14 protein-coding genes are annotated in these 15,859 nt (G+C 74.7%); 7 read left to right on the top strand and 7 right to left on the bottom strand.

The window, feature by feature from the left end; genetic code table 11:
- Positions 1-6 precede the first annotated feature (6 nt).
- The 3 genes from ACZ402_RS04445 to ACZ402_RS04435 form a co-directional block, all read right to left on the bottom strand.
- Positions 7-1,755: a DUF5719 family protein gene (locus ACZ402_RS04445; protein ID WP_375824217.1), complete on the bottom strand. Its 1,749-nt coding sequence runs from the start codon at positions 1,753-1,755 to the stop codon at positions 7-9.
- A 4-nt stretch (positions 1,756-1,759) separates the two neighbouring features.
- Positions 1,760-5,125, bottom strand: coding sequence for a glycosyltransferase (locus tag ACZ402_RS04440; RefSeq protein ID WP_375824216.1), 3,366 nt, complete (start codon positions 5,123-5,125; stop codon positions 1,760-1,762).
- A gap of 132 nt (positions 5,126-5,257) precedes the next feature.
- Positions 5,258-5,587 (bottom strand): WhiB family transcriptional regulator, encoded by a 330-nt coding sequence (locus ACZ402_RS04435; protein WP_275892227.1) that lies wholly within the window; start codon positions 5,585-5,587, stop codon positions 5,258-5,260.
- A gap of 179 nt (positions 5,588-5,766) precedes the next feature.
- Between ACZ402_RS04435 and ACZ402_RS04430 the strand changes: the two genes are divergently transcribed.
- From ACZ402_RS04430 to rfbA, 3 genes are all read left to right on the top strand, one after another.
- Positions 5,767-6,558, top strand: coding sequence for a TIGR03089 family protein (locus ACZ402_RS04430; protein WP_375824215.1), 792 nt, complete (start codon positions 5,767-5,769; stop codon positions 6,556-6,558).
- Positions 6,559-6,643: 85 nt separating this feature from the next.
- On the top strand, positions 6,644-7,312 hold the full coding sequence (locus ACZ402_RS04425; RefSeq protein ID WP_375824214.1) for a class I SAM-dependent methyltransferase: 669 nt from the start codon (positions 6,644-6,646) through the stop codon (positions 7,310-7,312).
- A gap of 45 nt (positions 7,313-7,357) precedes the next feature.
- Positions 7,358-8,221 carry a glucose-1-phosphate thymidylyltransferase RfbA gene (rfbA, locus tag ACZ402_RS04420; RefSeq protein WP_375824213.1) on the top strand — a complete coding sequence of 288 codons (864 nt, stop codon included), beginning with the start codon at positions 7,358-7,360 and terminating at the stop codon, positions 8,219-8,221.
- 25 nt (positions 8,222-8,246) lie between these two features.
- Here the strand turns inward: rfbA and rfbD are convergent, their stop codons facing one another.
- Positions 8,247-9,095 (bottom strand): dTDP-4-dehydrorhamnose reductase, encoded by an 849-nt coding sequence (gene rfbD, locus ACZ402_RS04415; protein ID WP_375824212.1) that lies wholly within the window; start codon positions 9,093-9,095, stop codon positions 8,247-8,249.
- A 73-nt stretch (positions 9,096-9,168) separates the two neighbouring features.
- On the opposite strand from rfbD, the gene ACZ402_RS04410 reads away from it, so the two are divergent.
- Together ACZ402_RS04410 and ACZ402_RS04405 are read left to right on the top strand one after the other, a co-directional pair.
- Positions 9,169-10,680, top strand: coding sequence for a DUF2142 domain-containing protein (locus tag ACZ402_RS04410; protein ID WP_375824211.1), 1,512 nt, complete (start codon positions 9,169-9,171; stop codon positions 10,678-10,680).
- Positions 10,681-10,682: 2 nt separating this feature from the next.
- Positions 10,683-11,309, top strand: a complete 627-nt coding sequence (locus ACZ402_RS04405; RefSeq protein WP_375824210.1) for a dTDP-4-dehydrorhamnose 3,5-epimerase family protein — start codon at positions 10,683-10,685, stop codon at positions 11,307-11,309.
- Positions 11,310-11,343: 34 nt separating this feature from the next.
- Here the strand turns inward: ACZ402_RS04405 and rfbB are convergent, their stop codons facing one another.
- The 3 genes from rfbB to ACZ402_RS04390 form a co-directional block, all read right to left on the bottom strand.
- Complete coding sequence (gene rfbB / locus ACZ402_RS04400; protein WP_253053205.1) at positions 11,344-12,339, bottom strand: dTDP-glucose 4,6-dehydratase; 996 nt, start codon at positions 12,337-12,339, stop codon at positions 11,344-11,346.
- A gap of 65 nt (positions 12,340-12,404) precedes the next feature.
- A complete protein-coding gene (locus tag ACZ402_RS04395) occupies positions 12,405-13,364 on the bottom strand; it encodes an NAD-dependent epimerase/dehydratase family protein (protein WP_375824209.1) in 960 nt (319 codons plus the stop codon).
- The gene (locus ACZ402_RS04390; RefSeq protein ID WP_253053201.1) at positions 13,361-14,365 is read right to left on the bottom strand and encodes a glycosyltransferase; all 1,005 of its coding nucleotides are present in this window, start codon (positions 14,363-14,365) and stop codon (positions 13,361-13,363) included. The genes ACZ402_RS04395 and ACZ402_RS04390 overlap by 4 nt, the downstream gene beginning before the upstream one ends.
- 83 nt (positions 14,366-14,448) lie before the next feature.
- Between ACZ402_RS04390 and ACZ402_RS04385 the strand changes: the two genes are divergently transcribed.
- Together ACZ402_RS04385 and ACZ402_RS04380 are read left to right on the top strand one after the other, a co-directional pair.
- Positions 14,449-15,015 (top strand): GtrA family protein, encoded by a 567-nt coding sequence (locus tag ACZ402_RS04385; protein WP_465285819.1) that lies wholly within the window; start codon positions 14,449-14,451, stop codon positions 15,013-15,015.
- Positions 15,012-15,851, top strand: coding sequence for a glycosyltransferase family 2 protein (locus ACZ402_RS04380; RefSeq protein WP_375824207.1), 840 nt, complete (start codon positions 15,012-15,014; stop codon positions 15,849-15,851). Before ACZ402_RS04385 ends, ACZ402_RS04380 begins: the two co-directional genes overlap by 4 nt.
- The last annotated feature ends 8 nt before the right edge of the window (positions 15,852-15,859 follow it).

The following is a 15,859-nucleotide window of genomic DNA, read 5'->3' as shown; positions in this document are numbered from 1 at the left end:
CGGTCCCTAGCCCCCGAGGCCCGCGGTGTCCGAGGCGCGGACCGCGACGGTGCCGGGCGCAGGGGCGTCGACGACGGGCAGGAGCACCGAGAGCAGGCTCGGCGTCTCGTCGCCGTCCCCGCTCGGCGGACCGGCGCTCGCCACGACGGACCACGCCGGGCGCAGGTCCCCGCGGGCGCCGACGACGTCGACCGTCACCGCCGCGACCACCGCGTCCGAGCCCTCGGGCCGCAGCGTGGACGGGTCGAGCGTCTGCGTCGTGCCGGCGTCGAGCGTCACGGTCGTCGTCCCGGCCTCGGCGCCCTCCTCGTCGTAGGCGCGGACGCGGAGCTCGAGGCGTCCGGCCGCGTCGTCGCCGTCCTCCGCCGTGCCCCTCGCCGGGACCGCCGCGAGCGTCAGGACCGACGTCGTGCCGGGGACGAGCGCGACCTGCCCGGCCCGCGCGTCGTCCGCCACGGCCGGGGCGTCCTCCGCGGGGGGAACCAGCGCCCGCGCGGCGATCCACGCACGGTCGTACTGACGCTCCTCGTGGAGCAGGTCGGGGTCCGGCTCGCCGCGCCGGTCGACGGACGCCCCGGCGACGACGGGGACGTCCGCGCGCACGGCCACGGCGTACGACCCCTCGGGGAGGCCGCCGAGCGAGACGTCGGTGACGACGCCGGGCGTGAGGGCGACGTCCTCCACGCCGCGCAGCGGCACGGGCCCGTCCGCCCCGTAGACCGTCACGTGCGCGGTCCCGGCCTGGTCGCCCGGGGCGAGGAGGCGGAGCTGCGGAGCGTGCGGGTCGTCGACGGCCTCGCCGACGCTCGCGACGCCCCCGAGCGCCAGGTCGTGCGCGGGTTCCGCGCCGGGGACCACGTAGTCGACGCCGAGCGGGACCAGCCCGTCGAGCGTCGAGTGCTGGAGGTAGGCGGAGACGAGACCGCCCGTCGCCGCGACGTGCACGACGAGGCGCCGCTGCTCGGGGGCGGCAGCCTCGACGAGCGTCACGACCTCCTCGCCCGGGCCCACGAGCTGCTGCCCGCCCCCGGAGAGCACCGCGGCCCCGCCCTGGCCCCAGACGTCGACCTGCACGACCGCAGGCGTGAGCCCCGGGTTCTGCAGCACGAGCTGGGTGCTGCTGCCGATCTGGGTGCTCCCGCCCACGAGCCACTGGCTGATGCCGGGTCGCGCGCAGCTCGCCGCGGCGAGGCCGCGCAGGTCACCCGCCGTCGTCGCGGACCCCACCGACGCCGCGACCCGCGGGGCGGCTCCCTCGCCCGGGCGGACGGTCAGGACGGTGCCCGCGGCGGGGTCCTCGTCGGTGGTCACCGTGACGTCGGCGTCGGCGGCACGCTCGAGCGCCCGAGCGTCGGCGCGCGCGGCCGTGCCGTCGAACGCGCCGATCTCGGCCGACCCGGCGCCCGCCACGACCGCGCGCAGACTGCTCTCGGTGCCGACCGGCGCGGGGCCGAACTGCGCGTCGCCGACCGTCTCCGGGTCGGTGAGGCGCGCGGGTCCCGGGCAGACCGTGACCTCCGGGGCCGGCTCGACGGCGACCTGCTGGACCGGGTCGGCGGGGGCCGGCGCGGCAGGGACCAGCGTCGCGCCCGTGCTCCCGAACGCGGCCACGGCGCCCACCGCGAGCATCCCGACCAGGCCGGCGCCCGTCGTCGTGATCCGGCGCACCACCCCGCGCCGCCTGCTGCGGGGCGTCCCTGCGGGCGCGTCGTCCGGGACCGCCCGGCCCTGACCCGTCTCGTTCTCCGTCGTCACCGCGCTACCTCGTCCCCGCCCGACGACGCCGCACCGGCACCGCGAGCAGCACGTACACGAGCAGGGTGATCCCTGCCGCCGTCATCCAGCCCGACCGGTGGTCGGCCGCGTGGAACACCTCGAGCCGCCCGTCCGCGGCTCCCAGGGCGAACGCCTGGAGCCCGCCGGTGGTCGACGGGTCGACGGCCTGCAGGGGCCGGCCGTCGAGCGTCGCCCGCCACCCGGACGAGGCGTCCTCCGCGAGCACGACCACGCGGTCCTCGGCCCCCGCCGGCACGGCCGCGTCGACCGGTCGCAGCGCCTGGCGGTCCGCGTCGAGCGGCTGCGACCCCGCGGACGACTCGACCCGCGCGTAGGCGGGATCGAGGCCGTCGGGCGCCACGCGCCACACCAGCCCCGACTGCCCCTCCGTCATGCGCTCGAGGCCGGGCACCGTGTCGAGCCGCGCCACGAGCTCCGCGCGCGCCTGGTCCGGCTCCGCCGACGCCGGCAGGAGCACCGCGCCCACGCCGAGGCGCCCGAGGCCGTCGCTCACCTCGGCCGACGTGCCGGAGACGAGGTCGGCGACCACCCGGGGCAGCTCGCCCTCGGTCGCGCCGGGGTCCGCGGCCTGCCACGCCTCGACGACGACCGAGGAGTCGACGGCCTGCGGGCCGTCCGAGCGCAGGGCCGCGTACTCGACCACGCCGCCCGGACCGATCTCGAGGCTGAGCACCCGGGCCTGGCGCGGGGAGGACTGCATCTGGCGGCCCACCGGCGGGACGACGGGCTGGGTCGTCGCGCGGACGTCGCCGACCCGCGCGTCGTCCCGGTCGAGCACGCCCGCCGTCCACGACGCCGCGGTGCCCAGCGGGAGCAGCGCGACGACGAGGCCGAGCGCGACAATGGCACCGGACCGCCAGGGCGGGGCGCCGCCGTCGGGCAGTCGGGGCGCACCCACGAGCGCGGCACCGAGGAGCGCGAGGAGCGCGAGCGAGGTGCCCGCGCCGGGCCAGCCCGTCACGGGGGCGCCCGGCGACGCACCCGCCCCGACGACGGTCGAGCCGGCGAGGATCGCCGTCGCGAGGCCGATCGCCGCGACGAACCACGCGCCGACGGCGAGGCGGCGCCCGCGGAGCACGGCCACGGCGGCGAGCGCCACGACGACCGCCCCGGCGGCGAACGGCGCCCACCGCGCGAGCAGGTCGACGGCGCCCGAGCCGTCGAGCCCGAACCACGCGCCCGGCGACACCGGCAGACCGAGGAGCAGCTGCCACGGCGGCGCCGCCGCGGCCGCGACGGGCGCACCGGGGTCGGCGAGCAGGAGGCGCCACCCGCCGTCGCCCGCGGTCCTCGCCACGTGCACGAGGAACGGTGCGAACAGCACGAGGGCCGGGACGGGCACGAGGGCCAGGTAGCGACGGTGGGCGGGCACCCCGACCGCGACCACCGCGAGCACGAGCACGCCGACCGGGAGGAGGACGGGCGACCCGGCGACGACGACGGCGAAGAGCAGGCCCGCGGTCGCCGCCGCGGCGAGCGACCCCGGCTCGCGCCGCGGGACCGGACGCGCGGCGCCGGGCGCGGCCGGCGCGACCGCGTCGACGCGCTGGAGCCCGAGCGCGCGGACCACCGCGAGCGCGAGCCACGGCAGGGTGGCGTGCACGAGCACGGCGCCCACCCGGCCCGCGCCCACGGCGGCGAGCAGGGCCGGCGCGGCGACCCACACGAGCGTGGCCCAGGCGCGCGCCGGGACCGAGCGGACCAGGGCGCCCGCGGCGAACCACGCGCCCAGACCCGCGGCGACGAAGCATGCCGGCACGAGCAGGTTGACGGCGGTCTGGGTCGCGCCGCCGGCGAGCAGCGAGGCGGGGACGAGCGCCGTGACGTAGGGGTCGGCCGGCGCTGGCGCGCCGAGCCCGGTCGTGACCCACCCGGTCGTGGCGGCGCGCCAGACGTCGCCGAGCGTGCCCGTCGCCGGGAGCAGCGAGCCGCCGACGAGGCGGCCGCCGGCGAGCAGCGCCCCCGCGAGCGGGCCGAACACGAGGGCGGTGTACGCGACGAGGGCCAGGGCCGTCGCCGCGAGGCCCGCCCGTCGCCGCAGGGCGAGCGCGCGCAGCTCGCGCCGCTCGATGTCGGTCGGGGCCGACGCGGTGCGCCGCTGCTCCGCCCGGGCCAGACGGCGGTCGCGCCGCTCGGCGAGGACCTCGCGCCACGTGCCGCGCAGCGGGCGCAGGGCGCGACGCGGGAGCCTGCGGGTGCGCCGGGCCGCGCGCCGCGCGCGCCACACGGGCCCGATCCGGGCGAGCGCCCACAGCGGGGCGAGCAGCTCGTCCCGGGCGTGGCCGGGCTGCTTGACGAGCAGCCGGTACGCGGCGTGGAACGGGGCGCCGAGGACCATCGCCAGCGCGACGAACGGCAGCCACGGTGCCGCGACCCCGACGAGTCGCGCGTGCAGCTGCGACCGGCGCCGCGCGGCGGAGGACGAGCCGGGGTCCGGCGCGGGGAGCGTGGTCGCCCCGCGCCGCCGGTCCCGCAGCCCGAGGAGCGACGCCTGCGCGTGCCGCACCACCGCGGACGGCACGACGATGACGCGGTGCCCGGCGAGCCGCGCCCGGCGGCACAGGTCGAGCCCGTCGCCGAACGGCCCGTACTCGGGGTCGGTCCCGCCGAGCTCGAGCCACACCGTGCGGCGCACGAGCGCGCCCGCGAGCCCGACGGCGAGCACGTCGTCGCGCGCGTCGTGCTGGCCCTGGTCGATCTCGTCGTCGTCGATCCCCGTCATGCGACGCCCCAGGGGCGTCGTCGTGACACCGACCTCGACGAGGCGGCTCGCCGTGCCCGGCTCGAACGGCGGGGCGGGCTCGGTCCCCGTGCCGATCGTCCACCGCTCCTGCTTGGGTCCCGCCACGGCGACCGCGGTCGAGTGCTCGACCGCGCGCAGGAGCTCGGCGAGCGCGTCGGGAGCGGGCGCCGAGTCGTCGTGGAGCAGCCAGAGCCACGTGCCCGGTTCGACGTGCGCGAGCGCGGCGTCGACCGCGTCCCCGAACGAGCGGGCGCGCGGGGCCGCGACGAACCGCGCGTCCCCCAGCTGGAGGCCCTGGTGCTCGCGTGTCGCGTCACCCGCCGCGGCGTCCACGACGACGACGGCGTGCGGGCTCGTCGTCTGGGCGCGCAGCGCGGCCATCGTCGCGGCGAGGAACGGCGTGCTCCCGCGCGTGACGACCACGGCCGTGACGGTCGTGACGACGGGCAGCGCCCCGGTGACGGCGGCGACGATCTCGGGTGCCGCGACGACGCCCGGCACGGCGGCAGCGCGCGCGGCCGCCCCCGGCGTGACGTCGCCGGGGCGGGCGCTGCGCGCGGACGTGGTGAGGTCGGAGGAAGTCATGTCCCGTCGATCATGCGACGGACACGGCTCCGGGCGCGGCATTTGCGCGCCCCGGTGTGGCGGGGTGTCGTGACCCCGTCACGAGGTGGTCCGGTGCGACGCGTGCGCCGACCCGGACCGCGGCGACGCTCGTCAGACGACGCGGCGCTTGAGCTTGCGGCGCTCCCGCTCCGAGAGACCGCCCCAGATGCCGAACCGCTCGTCGTTCTCGAGCGCGTACTCGAGGCACTCGGCCCGGACCTCGCAGCCCGTGCAGACCTTCTTGGCCTCGCGCGTGGACCCGCCCTTCTCCGGGAAGAAGGCCTCCGGGTCCGTCTGGGCGCAGAGCGCCCGCTCCTGCCATCCCATGAGCGAGTCGTCGACCGGCTCGCCGAAGAGCGGCAGCACCGGTGCCACGCGCTCCACCTCTCGTTCAGCGTCGGAGGGGAATGCCCCTCCCGTCCCGTCCAGCATGTTCCACATCGTGCGCCCCTTCATGCCGTTCGCCGGGCCTCGTGGCGAGAACCCCGCCGGAAACTGCATTGAAGAAATTACACGCGTGTCGTCCGCGGGCGTCAAGCCGAAATGTGATAGCGACGAGGAGGCGAGGGGTGAAATTCCGACATGTCGGGACGCGATATCAGCGCTCTAGGGTGGTGTCCATGGTGACCGCTCCCCATCCCCCGACCCCGCGCGACGACCGCCCCACGCACGTCGCTGACCTGCTGCGTCTCCTCACGCGAGACCCCGGACGACCGCGGCTCACGTGGTACGGCGACGACGGCGAGCGCGTCGAGCTCTCCGGTGCGGTGCTCGAGAACTGGGTCAACAAGACGACCAACCTTCTCGTCGAAGAATTCGACGCCGGCCCCGGCACGCGGGTCGTTCTCGACCTTCCCGTGCATTGGCGCACGGTCGTCTGGGCGCTCGCCGCATGGCGCGTCGGGACGACGGTCGTGCTCACGCCCGCCGACGACGACGCTACGCTGGGTGACGGCACCACGCGACCGGACGTCGTCGTGACGACGCGCCCCGACCGCTGGGCCGGGACGCGCGCCGAGCTCGTCGCCGTCGCGCTGCCGGCGCTCGCCCGCCGGTTCGACGGGGACCTCCCGGCAGGGGCGATCGACGCCGCGTCCGCGGTCATGACCTACGGCGACCGCATCGGCTGGGCGCCCGCGGTCGAGCCCGGGCTGGAGGCGCTCTCCGCACCATCCTCGTCCCGGGACCACGCGCACCTGGTCGAGCGTGCCGTCGGCGGTCGGCAGCTCCTGTCCCCGACGCCCTCCGGGGACGGGGACCCTGCGGCTGCCTCGATCCTGCTCCGGGTGCTCGCGACCTGGGCCGGCGACGGGTCCGTCGTCCTCGTCTCTCCCGCCACCGCGACGGCTCTGGGCTCCGACCCCGAGCGGTTCCGTCGGCTCGTCGCCCAGGAGCAGGTGACGCCGGCCTGACCGCCCCGGCGGCGCCTCCCGGGAGGAGTCCGCCCGGCTATCGTGGGCGGACCCGAGGACAGGTGCGACCCCGAGCGAGGTGCCCGTGACCCAGCCCGACGACCGGCCGACCGCGGACACCGTGCCCAGCGGGCCGGACGACGCCACCGCACGCGCCGCGAGCACGGAGGACGCCGGGTACACGCGTCGCCTGCGCGAGCTCCAGGGCGCCCGGTGGAAGCGGATCCTGCACGTGCAGGCCCCGTACCGCTGGATCGTCCGGCACCACCTGGGGGCGCGCCGGACGCTCGACCTGGGGTGCGGCATCGGGCGCAACCTGCGCCACCTTGCCCCGGGCAGCGTCGGTGTGGACCACAACCCCGCGTCGGTCGCCTTCTGCCGCAGCCTCGGGATGGACGCCCTCACCCCCGAGGGCTTCCTGGACGCGAGCGTCGACGGGCGGCTCTCGCCCTTCGACGCCCTCCTCGTCTCGCACGTCCTCGAGCACCTCGAGCCGGGCAGCCAGGTCGAGATGCTGCGCCCGTACGTCGAGCGGCTCGCCGCAGGCGCCCGGGTGCTCGTGGTGTGCCCCCAGGAGCGCGGTTTCGCGTCAGACCCCACCCACACCGACTTCGTCGACGACCGGAGGATCGCGCAGGCGCTCGACCGGCTCGGTGTCGTCGTGGACGGGTCGCGCTCCTTCCCGTTCCCCCGTTGGACGGGCCGGTACTTCGTCTACAACGAGTTCGTCGTGCACGGGCACGTGCCCGGTTGAGCGGGCCGAGCCCGTCGTGATCGCGCGCATGGGAGGATGGCGCCCATGCGTGGAATCATCCTGGCCGGCGGCTCCGGCACGCGACTGCACCCGATCACGCTCGGTGTGAGCAAGCAGCTCGTGCCGGTCTACGACAAGCCGATGATCTACTACCCCCTGTCGACCCTGATCCTCGCGGGCATCCGCGACGTCCTGGTCATCACGACCCCGCACGACGCCGAGCAGTTCCGTCGGCTGCTGGGCGACGGCTCGCAGTTCGGCATCTCCATCTCGTACACCGTCCAGGCGGAGCCCAACGGGCTCGCGCAGGCGTTCGTCCTCGGCGCGGACTTCATCGGGTCGGACTCCGCGGCGCTCGTCCTGGGCGACAACATCTTCTACGGCCCGGGCCTCGGCACGCGCCTCTCGCGGTTCGAGGGCCTCGACGGCGGCGCGGTGTTCGCCTACCGGGTCTCCGACCCGACCGCGTACGGCGTCGTCGAGTTCGACGAGGACGGCAAGGCCCTCTCGCTCGAGGAGAAGCCGCAGCACCCGCGCTCGAGCTATGCGGTGCCCGGGCTGTACTTCTACGACAACGACGTCGTGGCGATCGCCCGGGACCTCGAGCCGTCGGCCCGGGGCGAGTACGAGATCACCGACGTCAACACGGAGTACCTCCGCCAGGGGCGGCTCCACGTCGAGGTACTGCCCCGCGGCACTGCGTGGCTCGACACCGGGACCTTCGACTCCCTCCTCGAGGCGTCGGACTTCGTCCGCACGATCGAGAACCGGCAAGGCCTGAAGGTCGGTTCGCCCGAGGAGGTCGCGTGGCGACGGGGCTTCCTCACGGACGACGAGCTCCGCTCCCGCGCCGAGAAGCTCGTGAAGTCCGGCTACGGGAGCTACCTGCTGGGCCTGCTCGCACCCTGACGACGCCCGGCGGGTGCGCCGACCGTCAGCCCGCGAGGACCTCGGCGGCCGCCGTCCGCCACCGCTCCTGCCAGTGGTCGATCACGGGGACCCCGGCCGCCGCCAGGGGCGCGTGGTCCAGCACCGAGTAGGCAGGACGCGGTGCCGGCCGCACGAACGCCTCGCTGGTCGTCGGCCGCACGCCCTCGGGGTCGTGGCCGGCGGCGACCGCGACCGCGCGCGCGAACTCGAACCAGGAGCACTCGCCGCTCGCCGTCGCGTGGTAGACGCCACCGGGGGCGCCGGTCACCACGAGGCGGTCGACGGTCTCGGCCACGTCCCGCGTCCAGGTGGGTTGGCCGACCTGGTCGGCGACGACGTCGACCCCGCCGCGCTCGCGCAGGAGCCGGGCGATGGTCCGGGGGAAGCAGGCACCGCGCGCACCGTAGAGCCACGCCGTGCGCACCACCAGGTTCTCCGGGGACGCCGCGCGCACCGCCCACTCGCCCGCGAGCTTCGACCGCCCGTACGCCGACACGGGCGAGGGCGCGTCGTCGACGCGGTAGGGCGTGTCGGCCGTCCCCGCGAACACGTAGTCGGTCGAGACGTGGACGAGCCGGCGCCCTCGGCGGGCGCACGCTCGCGCGAGGACGTCGGCGCCGAGGGCGTTCACGGCGAACGCGTCCGCCTCGTGCTGCTCCGCACCGTCCACGTCCGTCCACGCGGCGCAGTTGACCACGACGTCGACCTCGGCGACCGCGTCGGCCACGACCCGGGCGTCGAGCACGTCGAGCTCCCGGGACGAGGGAGCCCACACCCGCTCCCCCCGCTCGGTGAGCCTGCCGGCGAGGTCCGAGCCGAGCATGCCCGTCCCTCCCGTGACCAACCAGTGCACGAGCGACCTCCGATCCTGTGGGCGATGACCAGACGAGCGTAGTGGAGGCCCCCGTCTCGTAGGATGACCAACCATGACCCCTGAGATCGGCGGACCTTCCCGCGCCCGCCGGACGGCCACCTGGGTCGCGCTCCCCCTCCTCGCCCTGGTCGCCCTCCTCGCATGGGGCTTCGCCTCGCCGGTCGGCTCGAGCCCGGACGACGACTTCCACCTCCCGTCGATCTGGTGCGGGCTCGGCGAGCGGGACGGCCTGTGCGAGCAAGGGTCCGAAGAGCTCACGCGACTCGTCCCGGCAGCGGTCGCGGGCGAGCCCTGCTATGCCCGGGACGCCGCTCGCGACGCGTCCTGCTGGTCCGGCTCGACAGACCTCGTCGAGACGGACCGGGTCAACACGACGCACCTGTACCCCCCGGTCTTCTACGCGACGATGTCGGTCTTCGCCTCGGACCACGTCGAGACGTCCGTCCTGCTCATGCGGGGGTTCAACGCGCTCCTCTTCGTCGGGCTCGTCACCGGGGTGGCCGCTCTGGTCCCGCGGCGGCTGCGGCGCAGCGCCGTCCTGCCGTTCGCGGTCACGGCGGTCCCGCTCGGGGCGTTCGTCGTCCCGTCGACCAACCCCAGCTCGTGGGCGTACCTCGCGGCGGGCGTGACGTGGCTCGCGCTCTACGCGAGCACGCTCGTCGAGGGCCGCCGCCAGATCGGGCTCGCCCTGCTCGCCGTGCTCGCCGGGTTCCTCGGCGCCGGAGCGCGAGGTGATGCCGGGATCTACGCGTGCCTCGCCGTCGTGATCGTCGCGATCCTCTCCCTCCGCCGCGACCGCCGTCTCGTCGTCCCGGCCGTGGCGGGCGCCGTCATCGCGGCGGTCGGCGCGCTCTTCTACCTGAGCTCGACGCAGGGTGGCCAGGTGAGCGGCGGCTTCAGCGACGGACCCGGAGGGCCGCCGCTCGGCGTGTGGGACACCTTCCGCACCGTGCTCGAGGTCCCGGACCTGTGGATAGGAGCCGTCGGCGGGTGGGGCCTCGGCTGGTTCGACGTCCCCCTCCCGGCCCTCGTCCCCGTCCTCGTCTGGGCCGTCCTCTCTGCCGCCGTGTTCCTCGGCCTCGGAAAGGCCACGCCCCGGACCCTGGTCGCGGCGGTCGTCGCCCTCGGCGCGCTGTGGGGCATGCCGACGCTCCTGCACCAGCAGTCGGGAGTACTCCCCGGCTCGTTCGTCCAGCCTCGCTACCTCCTGCCCGTGCTCGTCCTGCTCGTAGGCGTCCTCACCGTGGCGACCGCGCGCGGCAAGGTCGAGTGGACCCGGGCACAAGGCGTCACCGGAGCGGTGGCGCTGACGCTCGCTGCGGCCGTCGCACTGTTCACCACGATCCGAAGGTTCACCGTCGGCATCGAGACGCCGGTGGCGAACCTCGACGGCGACCCCCGCTGGTGGTGGGACGTCCTCGCCCCGACCCCGCTGACCGTGCTCGTCACCGGATCGCTCGCCGCGCTCGGCGTCTTCCTCCTTGCCGAGCGGCTGGGCAGGGCCGTTCCCAGCGGCGGACGAGCGACGGACGACGAGCCCGAACCCCGACCGACGGAGAGATGACCGTGAAGATCCGAGAGCTCGACATCCCCGGTGCGTGGGAGCTCACGCCACGCCAGTTCGGCGACGACCGAGGCGTGTTCCTCGAGTGGTTCCAGGGCAGCGAGTTCGCTGCGACGGTCGGGCACGACCTCGACCTCCGGCAGGCGAACCTGTCGGTCTCCGCCGCCGGGGTCGTCCGGGGCGTGCACTTCGCCGACGTCCCGCCGAGCCAGGCCAAGTACGTGACCTGCGTGAGCGGCGCGGTGCTCGACGTCGTGGTGGACATCCGCGTCGGCTCGCCGACCTTCGGCCGCTGGGACTCGGTGCTGCTCGACGACGTCGACCGCCGCGCCGTCTACCTGAGCGAGGGCCTCGGGCACGCGTTCTGCTCGCTCGAGGACGGCTCGACCGTCGCCTACCTCTGCTCGGCACCGTACGCGCCGGGCAGAGAGCACGGGATCCATCCGTTGGACCCGGGCCTCGCGATCGAGTGGCCGACGACGGACCGCCGTGGCCGTGCGCTCAGCCCGCGGCTCTCGGACAAGGACTCCCAGGCCCCGACGTTCGACGAGGCGCACGCGCAGGGCCTGCTGCCCACCTGGGACGCCGTGCAGTCCTTCCTCGCCGACCGACGGGGCACGGGCGCCTGAGCACCCGGGCACCCGCCGACCGCGAGCTCCTGTCCTACTGCCCGGACGCGGCGTACGTCGCTTCGACGCCGGCCTTCGCCGGGCGCCACCACGACTCGTTCTCCCGGTACCAGTCGACCGTCGCGACGAGGCCGTCCCGGAAGTCGGTGTAGCGCGGCTCCCAGCCGAGCTCCTCGCGGAGCCGCGAGGCGTCGATCGCGTACCGCAGGTCGTGCCCGGGGCGGTCGGCCACGTGGTCGAAGTCGTCGGAGGGCCGCCCGAAGATCTCGAGCAGCGTCCGCACCACGTCGAGGTTGCTCGTCTCCCCGTCGGCACCGATCAGGTAGGTCTCCCCGATCCGGCCCGCGTCGATGATCCGCCACACGGCGCTGTTGTGGTCCTCGACGTGGATCCAGTCGCGCACGTTCAGCCCGGCACCGTACAGCCGCGGGCGCACCCCGTCGATGAGGTTGGTCACCTGGCGCGGGATGAACTTCTCCACGTGCTGGTACGGCCCGTAGTTGTTGGAGCAGTTGGAGAGCGTCGCCTCGACCCCGAAGGACCGGACCCACGCCCGCACGAGGAGGTCGCTCGCCGCCTTCGTGGAGGAGTACGGGCTCGAGGGGTTGTACGGGGTCGTCGGCGTGAACTTCGCCGGGTCGTCGAGCTCGAGGTCGCCGTACACCTCGTCCGTCGAGATGTGGTGGAAGCGCACCCCGTGCCGACGGACGGCCTCGAGCAGCGTGAAGGTCCCGACCACGTTGGTCCGCACGAAGGGCGACGGGTCGTTGAGCGAGTTGTCGTTGTGGGACTCGGCGGCGAAGTGCACGACCAGGTCGTGCTCGGCGACGAGCGGGTCCACCACGTCGGTGTCCGCGATGTCGCCCTGCACCAGGCGGACCCGGTCCGCCACAGGATCGAGCGACGAGCGGTCGCCCGCGTAGGTGAGCGCGTCCAGGACGGTGATCTGGACGTCCGGGCGCTCCCGGACGCTCTGGTGGACGAAGTTGGACCCGATGAAACCGGCTCCGCCGGTCACCAGCATCTTCATGTGCGCTGCTCCTGCCAAGTCGTCGTGCGGCCGACCGACCACTCTAGACGACCGGTCCCCCGGTCTCAGCCTCGCGTCCGTGACCGCAGCGCGAGGCCGATGTCGGCTCCCGTCGCGGCGATGCCCACCGGGAGCGGCACGAACGCGCGGTGGTCCAGCTCGGGCCACACGCGGGACCGGAACCGCAGGTCGAGCGCCTGACGAGAGGTGAACGGCGACGCCGCCAGCACCGCCTGGGGGCGTCGCTTGTAGATGCGGCGCATCTCGCCGAGCAGGGTCGCGATCGAGACCGACTGCTGCGACGCGAGGATCTTCACCACGGGGTCGCTCCCCGCAGGGAGTGCGGCGGCGCGGTCGAGCGTGTCGAGGACCATCGCCGCGCAGTCGTCGACGAAGAGGTAGTCGCGGAGCGTGTCCAGGGGGACGTAGATCCCGATCGGCCGGGCGGTGTGGTGGGCCAGGCAGAGCTGGGAGATGAGCCCCTGGGGCTTCGCGAGGTTCTGCCCCGGTCCGTAGATGTTCGCGATGCGGGCGAGCACCACGCGCGTGCCCGCCCCGCCGAGCGCTCGGAACGCCTCCTCCGCGTCGAGCTTGGCGCGCCCGTACGCCGCCAGCGGCCGCGGCGCGGTCTCCTCGGTGAAGGGTGGATCGTCGCTCCCGGAGTAGAGGCCGCCCGCCGACGAGGCGAAGAGGAGCGCGCCCCGTGCCGCGACGTCGGAAGGCAACGCCCGCAGCCGGGACACCACGTCGCGGATGACGTCGAGCTCGGCGCCGAGCGCGTCGGCAGTCGAGGCCGTGACCCCCGCACCCGCGGCCCAGACCACGGCCCACGGCCCGCCGCCCGCCGTCCGGAGCAGCTCGTCGATCGAGCGCCCGAGGTCGTCGACGGCGTCCTCGCGCACGCCCCACCGGACCCGCGCCCGGACGGACGACGTCCCGCGGCGGTCGAGCTCGCGCGTCACGGCCCGGCCGAGCAGGCCCCCCGCGCCCACGACCAGGGTCGTCGCGCCCCCCGCACGGTTCATCGATCGCGTGCGCGTCCGAGCGGGCCCTGCGCAGGGTCGCTCACGATGAGATAGAGCGGCCTGCCCATCGCCATGTTGACGGCCACCCCGATGTACTCGGCGACCACACCGATCGCGAACAGGATGAGACCGGTCGCCAGCAGCATCACGACGATGAGCGACGTCCAGCCGGCAGGGACGGACTCGCCTGCGATGCGGGCGATCGCGAGCGCGACCGCGACCACCACGCCCGCGACGCCGAAGACCGCACCGAGCACGCTCACGATCCGCAGGCCCCGGGTGCCGCTCGAGAGCACCATCCGCCAGAAGTGCGACAGGAGCCGACGCAGCGAGTACCCGGAACGGCGCTCCCCCTCGTCGCGGAGCGCGACGGGTGCCGTGGTGACGGTTCCCGCGACCCAGCCGAGCGCCACGTCGAGATAGACGCTGGGGCCCGCGTACGCGGCCACGGACCGACCGATCTCCCCGAGGACGAGCCGATAGCTCTGGTAGAGCGACGTGTCGGTACCTCCCGCGAGCGCCTCGATCACGCGCTTCGCCGCCTTGGACGTCACGTTGCGGAACGCGGAGTGCGGAGGCGCGTTGGTCGGCGCCGCGTAGACGACGGTCGCCCGCTGCGCGAGCGCCGCGTCCAGCAGCACGCCCATGTCCGCAGGGTCGTGCTGGCCGTCCTCGTCCAGCGTGACGATCCAGTCGCCGCCCGAGGAGGCCATCCCGGCGAGGGTCGCGGCATGCTGCCCGAAGTTGCGGCTCAGCCAGACGGGTCGGACGACGTCGTACTTCGCCGCGAGGTCGCGGATGACCGCCGCGGAACCGTCAGGACCGTGGTCGAAGACGAGCAGGACCTCGGTGACCTGGGCCTGCGCCCCCGCCGGTGTCGCGAACGGGACACAGAGCCTCTCGATCTCCTCGAGGAGTGCCGGGAGCGTGCGCTCACCCTGGTACACGGGAACGACGACGGAGATCTTGTGAAGGACGCCGTCGAGGTCTTCGTTCGTCACGCTGGAGACTATAGTCGTTGGGTTGTCGCAGCCCGTCCGCCCTCGGGTGCGCCCGCGAGCTCCGAGAAGAGGTACCCCGCCCGATGGTCATGGACCCGGAGCCCCCGACGACGGACGCCCCCGGATCGCCGACCCCGGCCCCTCCCGCAGGGATGCACGGGTCGCTCGGCCCCCTCTTCACCCTCGTCAAGGACCAGCGGGTCGCGTTCCTCATCGTGGGCGGCCTCAACACCGTCATCGGCACCGCGTGGTTCGTCGTCTTCGAGATGCTCCTGCGCGACCAGCTCGGCCGGTTCGGCTACATGGCGAGCCTCGTCTGCGCGCACGTCGCGGCCGTGCTCTGCGCGTTCGTGCTCTACCGCAAGTTCGTCTTTCGGGTGACGGGGCACGTCTGGCTCGACCTCGCCCGCTTCGAGGTGGTGAACCTCAGCGCGCTCGGGGTCAACCTCGTCGCCCTGCCGTTCGTCGTCGAGCTCTTCGGGCTCGCGCCGATCCCCGCCCAGCTCCTCATCACCTGCGTCACCGCGCTCATCAGCTACTTCGGCCACAAGGGCTTCTCGTTCCGACGCAAGAAACCGGCGGCCGCGCCCCCCGACGTCGCCGACACCGGTGCCGCCGACAGCCACAGCAGAAAGGACGCCCCCACGTGAGCCCTCGCGTCTCGGTCGTCGTGCCCGCGTACAACAACGGCGACTACATCGCCGCGACGATGCGCTCCGTGCTGGACCAGACCTTCGACGACTTCGAGCTCGTCGTGGCGGACCACTCGTCCACCGACGACACGTGGGAGCAGCTCCAGGCGTTCGCGGACGACCCCCGGGTGCGGCTCGTGCAGACGGACGCGGGCGGCGGAGCCCGGAGGAACTGGAACCGGGTGAGCGAGCTCGCCCGGGGTGAGCTCATCAAGCTCGTCTGCGGGGACGACCTCGTGCACCCCACCATGCTCGCCCGCCAGGTCGCGGCGATCGACGCGGCAGGTCCGGAGGCCGTGCTCGTGGCGTCGCAGCGAGACCTCGTCGACGCGCGCGGAGACGTCTTCGTCCGTGCACGGGGCCTGGGCGACCTCGACGGCGTCGTGGACGGCGCCGAGGCGCTGCGGGCCACCGTGCGCTCAGGCACGAACCTCTTCGGCGAGCCCGCCTGCGTGCTCATGCGCACCGACGCCCTGCGACGCGCGGGGTGGTGGCAGGACCTGCGGTACTACATCGACGCCGGCTCGTACGCCCACGTCATGGTCCAGGGACGGGTCGTCGCACTGCGCGAGTCCCTCGCGTCGTTCCGCGTCAGCGCGAGCCAGTGGTCCGTCCGCCTGATGCAGCAGCAGGCGGAGGAGGCGGCGGAGTTCCACCGCCTGGCGCGTGAGCTGGCGCCCGCCACGATCACCGAGCAGGACGTGCGCCGCGGTGACCGTCTGGCGAAGGTCGTCGCTCTGCAGCGCCGGGCGGCGTACGTCGTCCTCGGGCGCCGGATGCGCCCTCGAGACTGACCCGCCGC

Source organism: Cellulosimicrobium sp. NPDC030954 (genome assembly GCF_055571305.1).
Note: the sequence above shows the minus strand (reverse complement) of the source record. Positions and strands in the feature narration are given on the sequence as shown.

Bases quoted from the DNA above. Each gene is read 5' to 3' on its own strand.
- ACZ402_RS04440 (WP_375824216.1), bottom strand. From the start codon at position 5,125: ATGACTTCCTCCGACCTCACCACGTCCGCGCGCAGCGCCCGCCCCGGC.
- ACZ402_RS04395 (WP_375824209.1), bottom strand. From the start codon at position 13,364: ATGAACCGTGCGGGGGGCGCGACGACCCTGGTCGTGGGCGCGGGGGGC.
- ACZ402_RS04385 (WP_465285819.1), top strand. From the start codon at position 14,449: ATGGTCATGGACCCGGAGCCCCCGACGACGGACGCCCCCGGATCGCCG.
- ACZ402_RS04410 (WP_375824211.1), top strand. From the start codon at position 9,169: ATGACCCCTGAGATCGGCGGACCTTCCCGCGCCCGCCGGACGGCCACC.
- rfbA (WP_375824213.1), top strand. From the start codon at position 7,358: ATGCGTGGAATCATCCTGGCCGGCGGCTCCGGCACGCGACTGCACCCG.
- ACZ402_RS04430 (WP_375824215.1), top strand. From the start codon at position 5,767: ATGGTGACCGCTCCCCATCCCCCGACCCCGCGCGACGACCGCCCCACG.
- ACZ402_RS04435 (WP_275892227.1), bottom strand. From the start codon at position 5,587: ATGTGGAACATGCTGGACGGGACGGGAGGGGCATTCCCCTCCGACGCT.
- rfbB (WP_253053205.1), bottom strand. From the start codon at position 12,339: ATGAAGATGCTGGTGACCGGCGGAGCCGGTTTCATCGGGTCCAACTTC.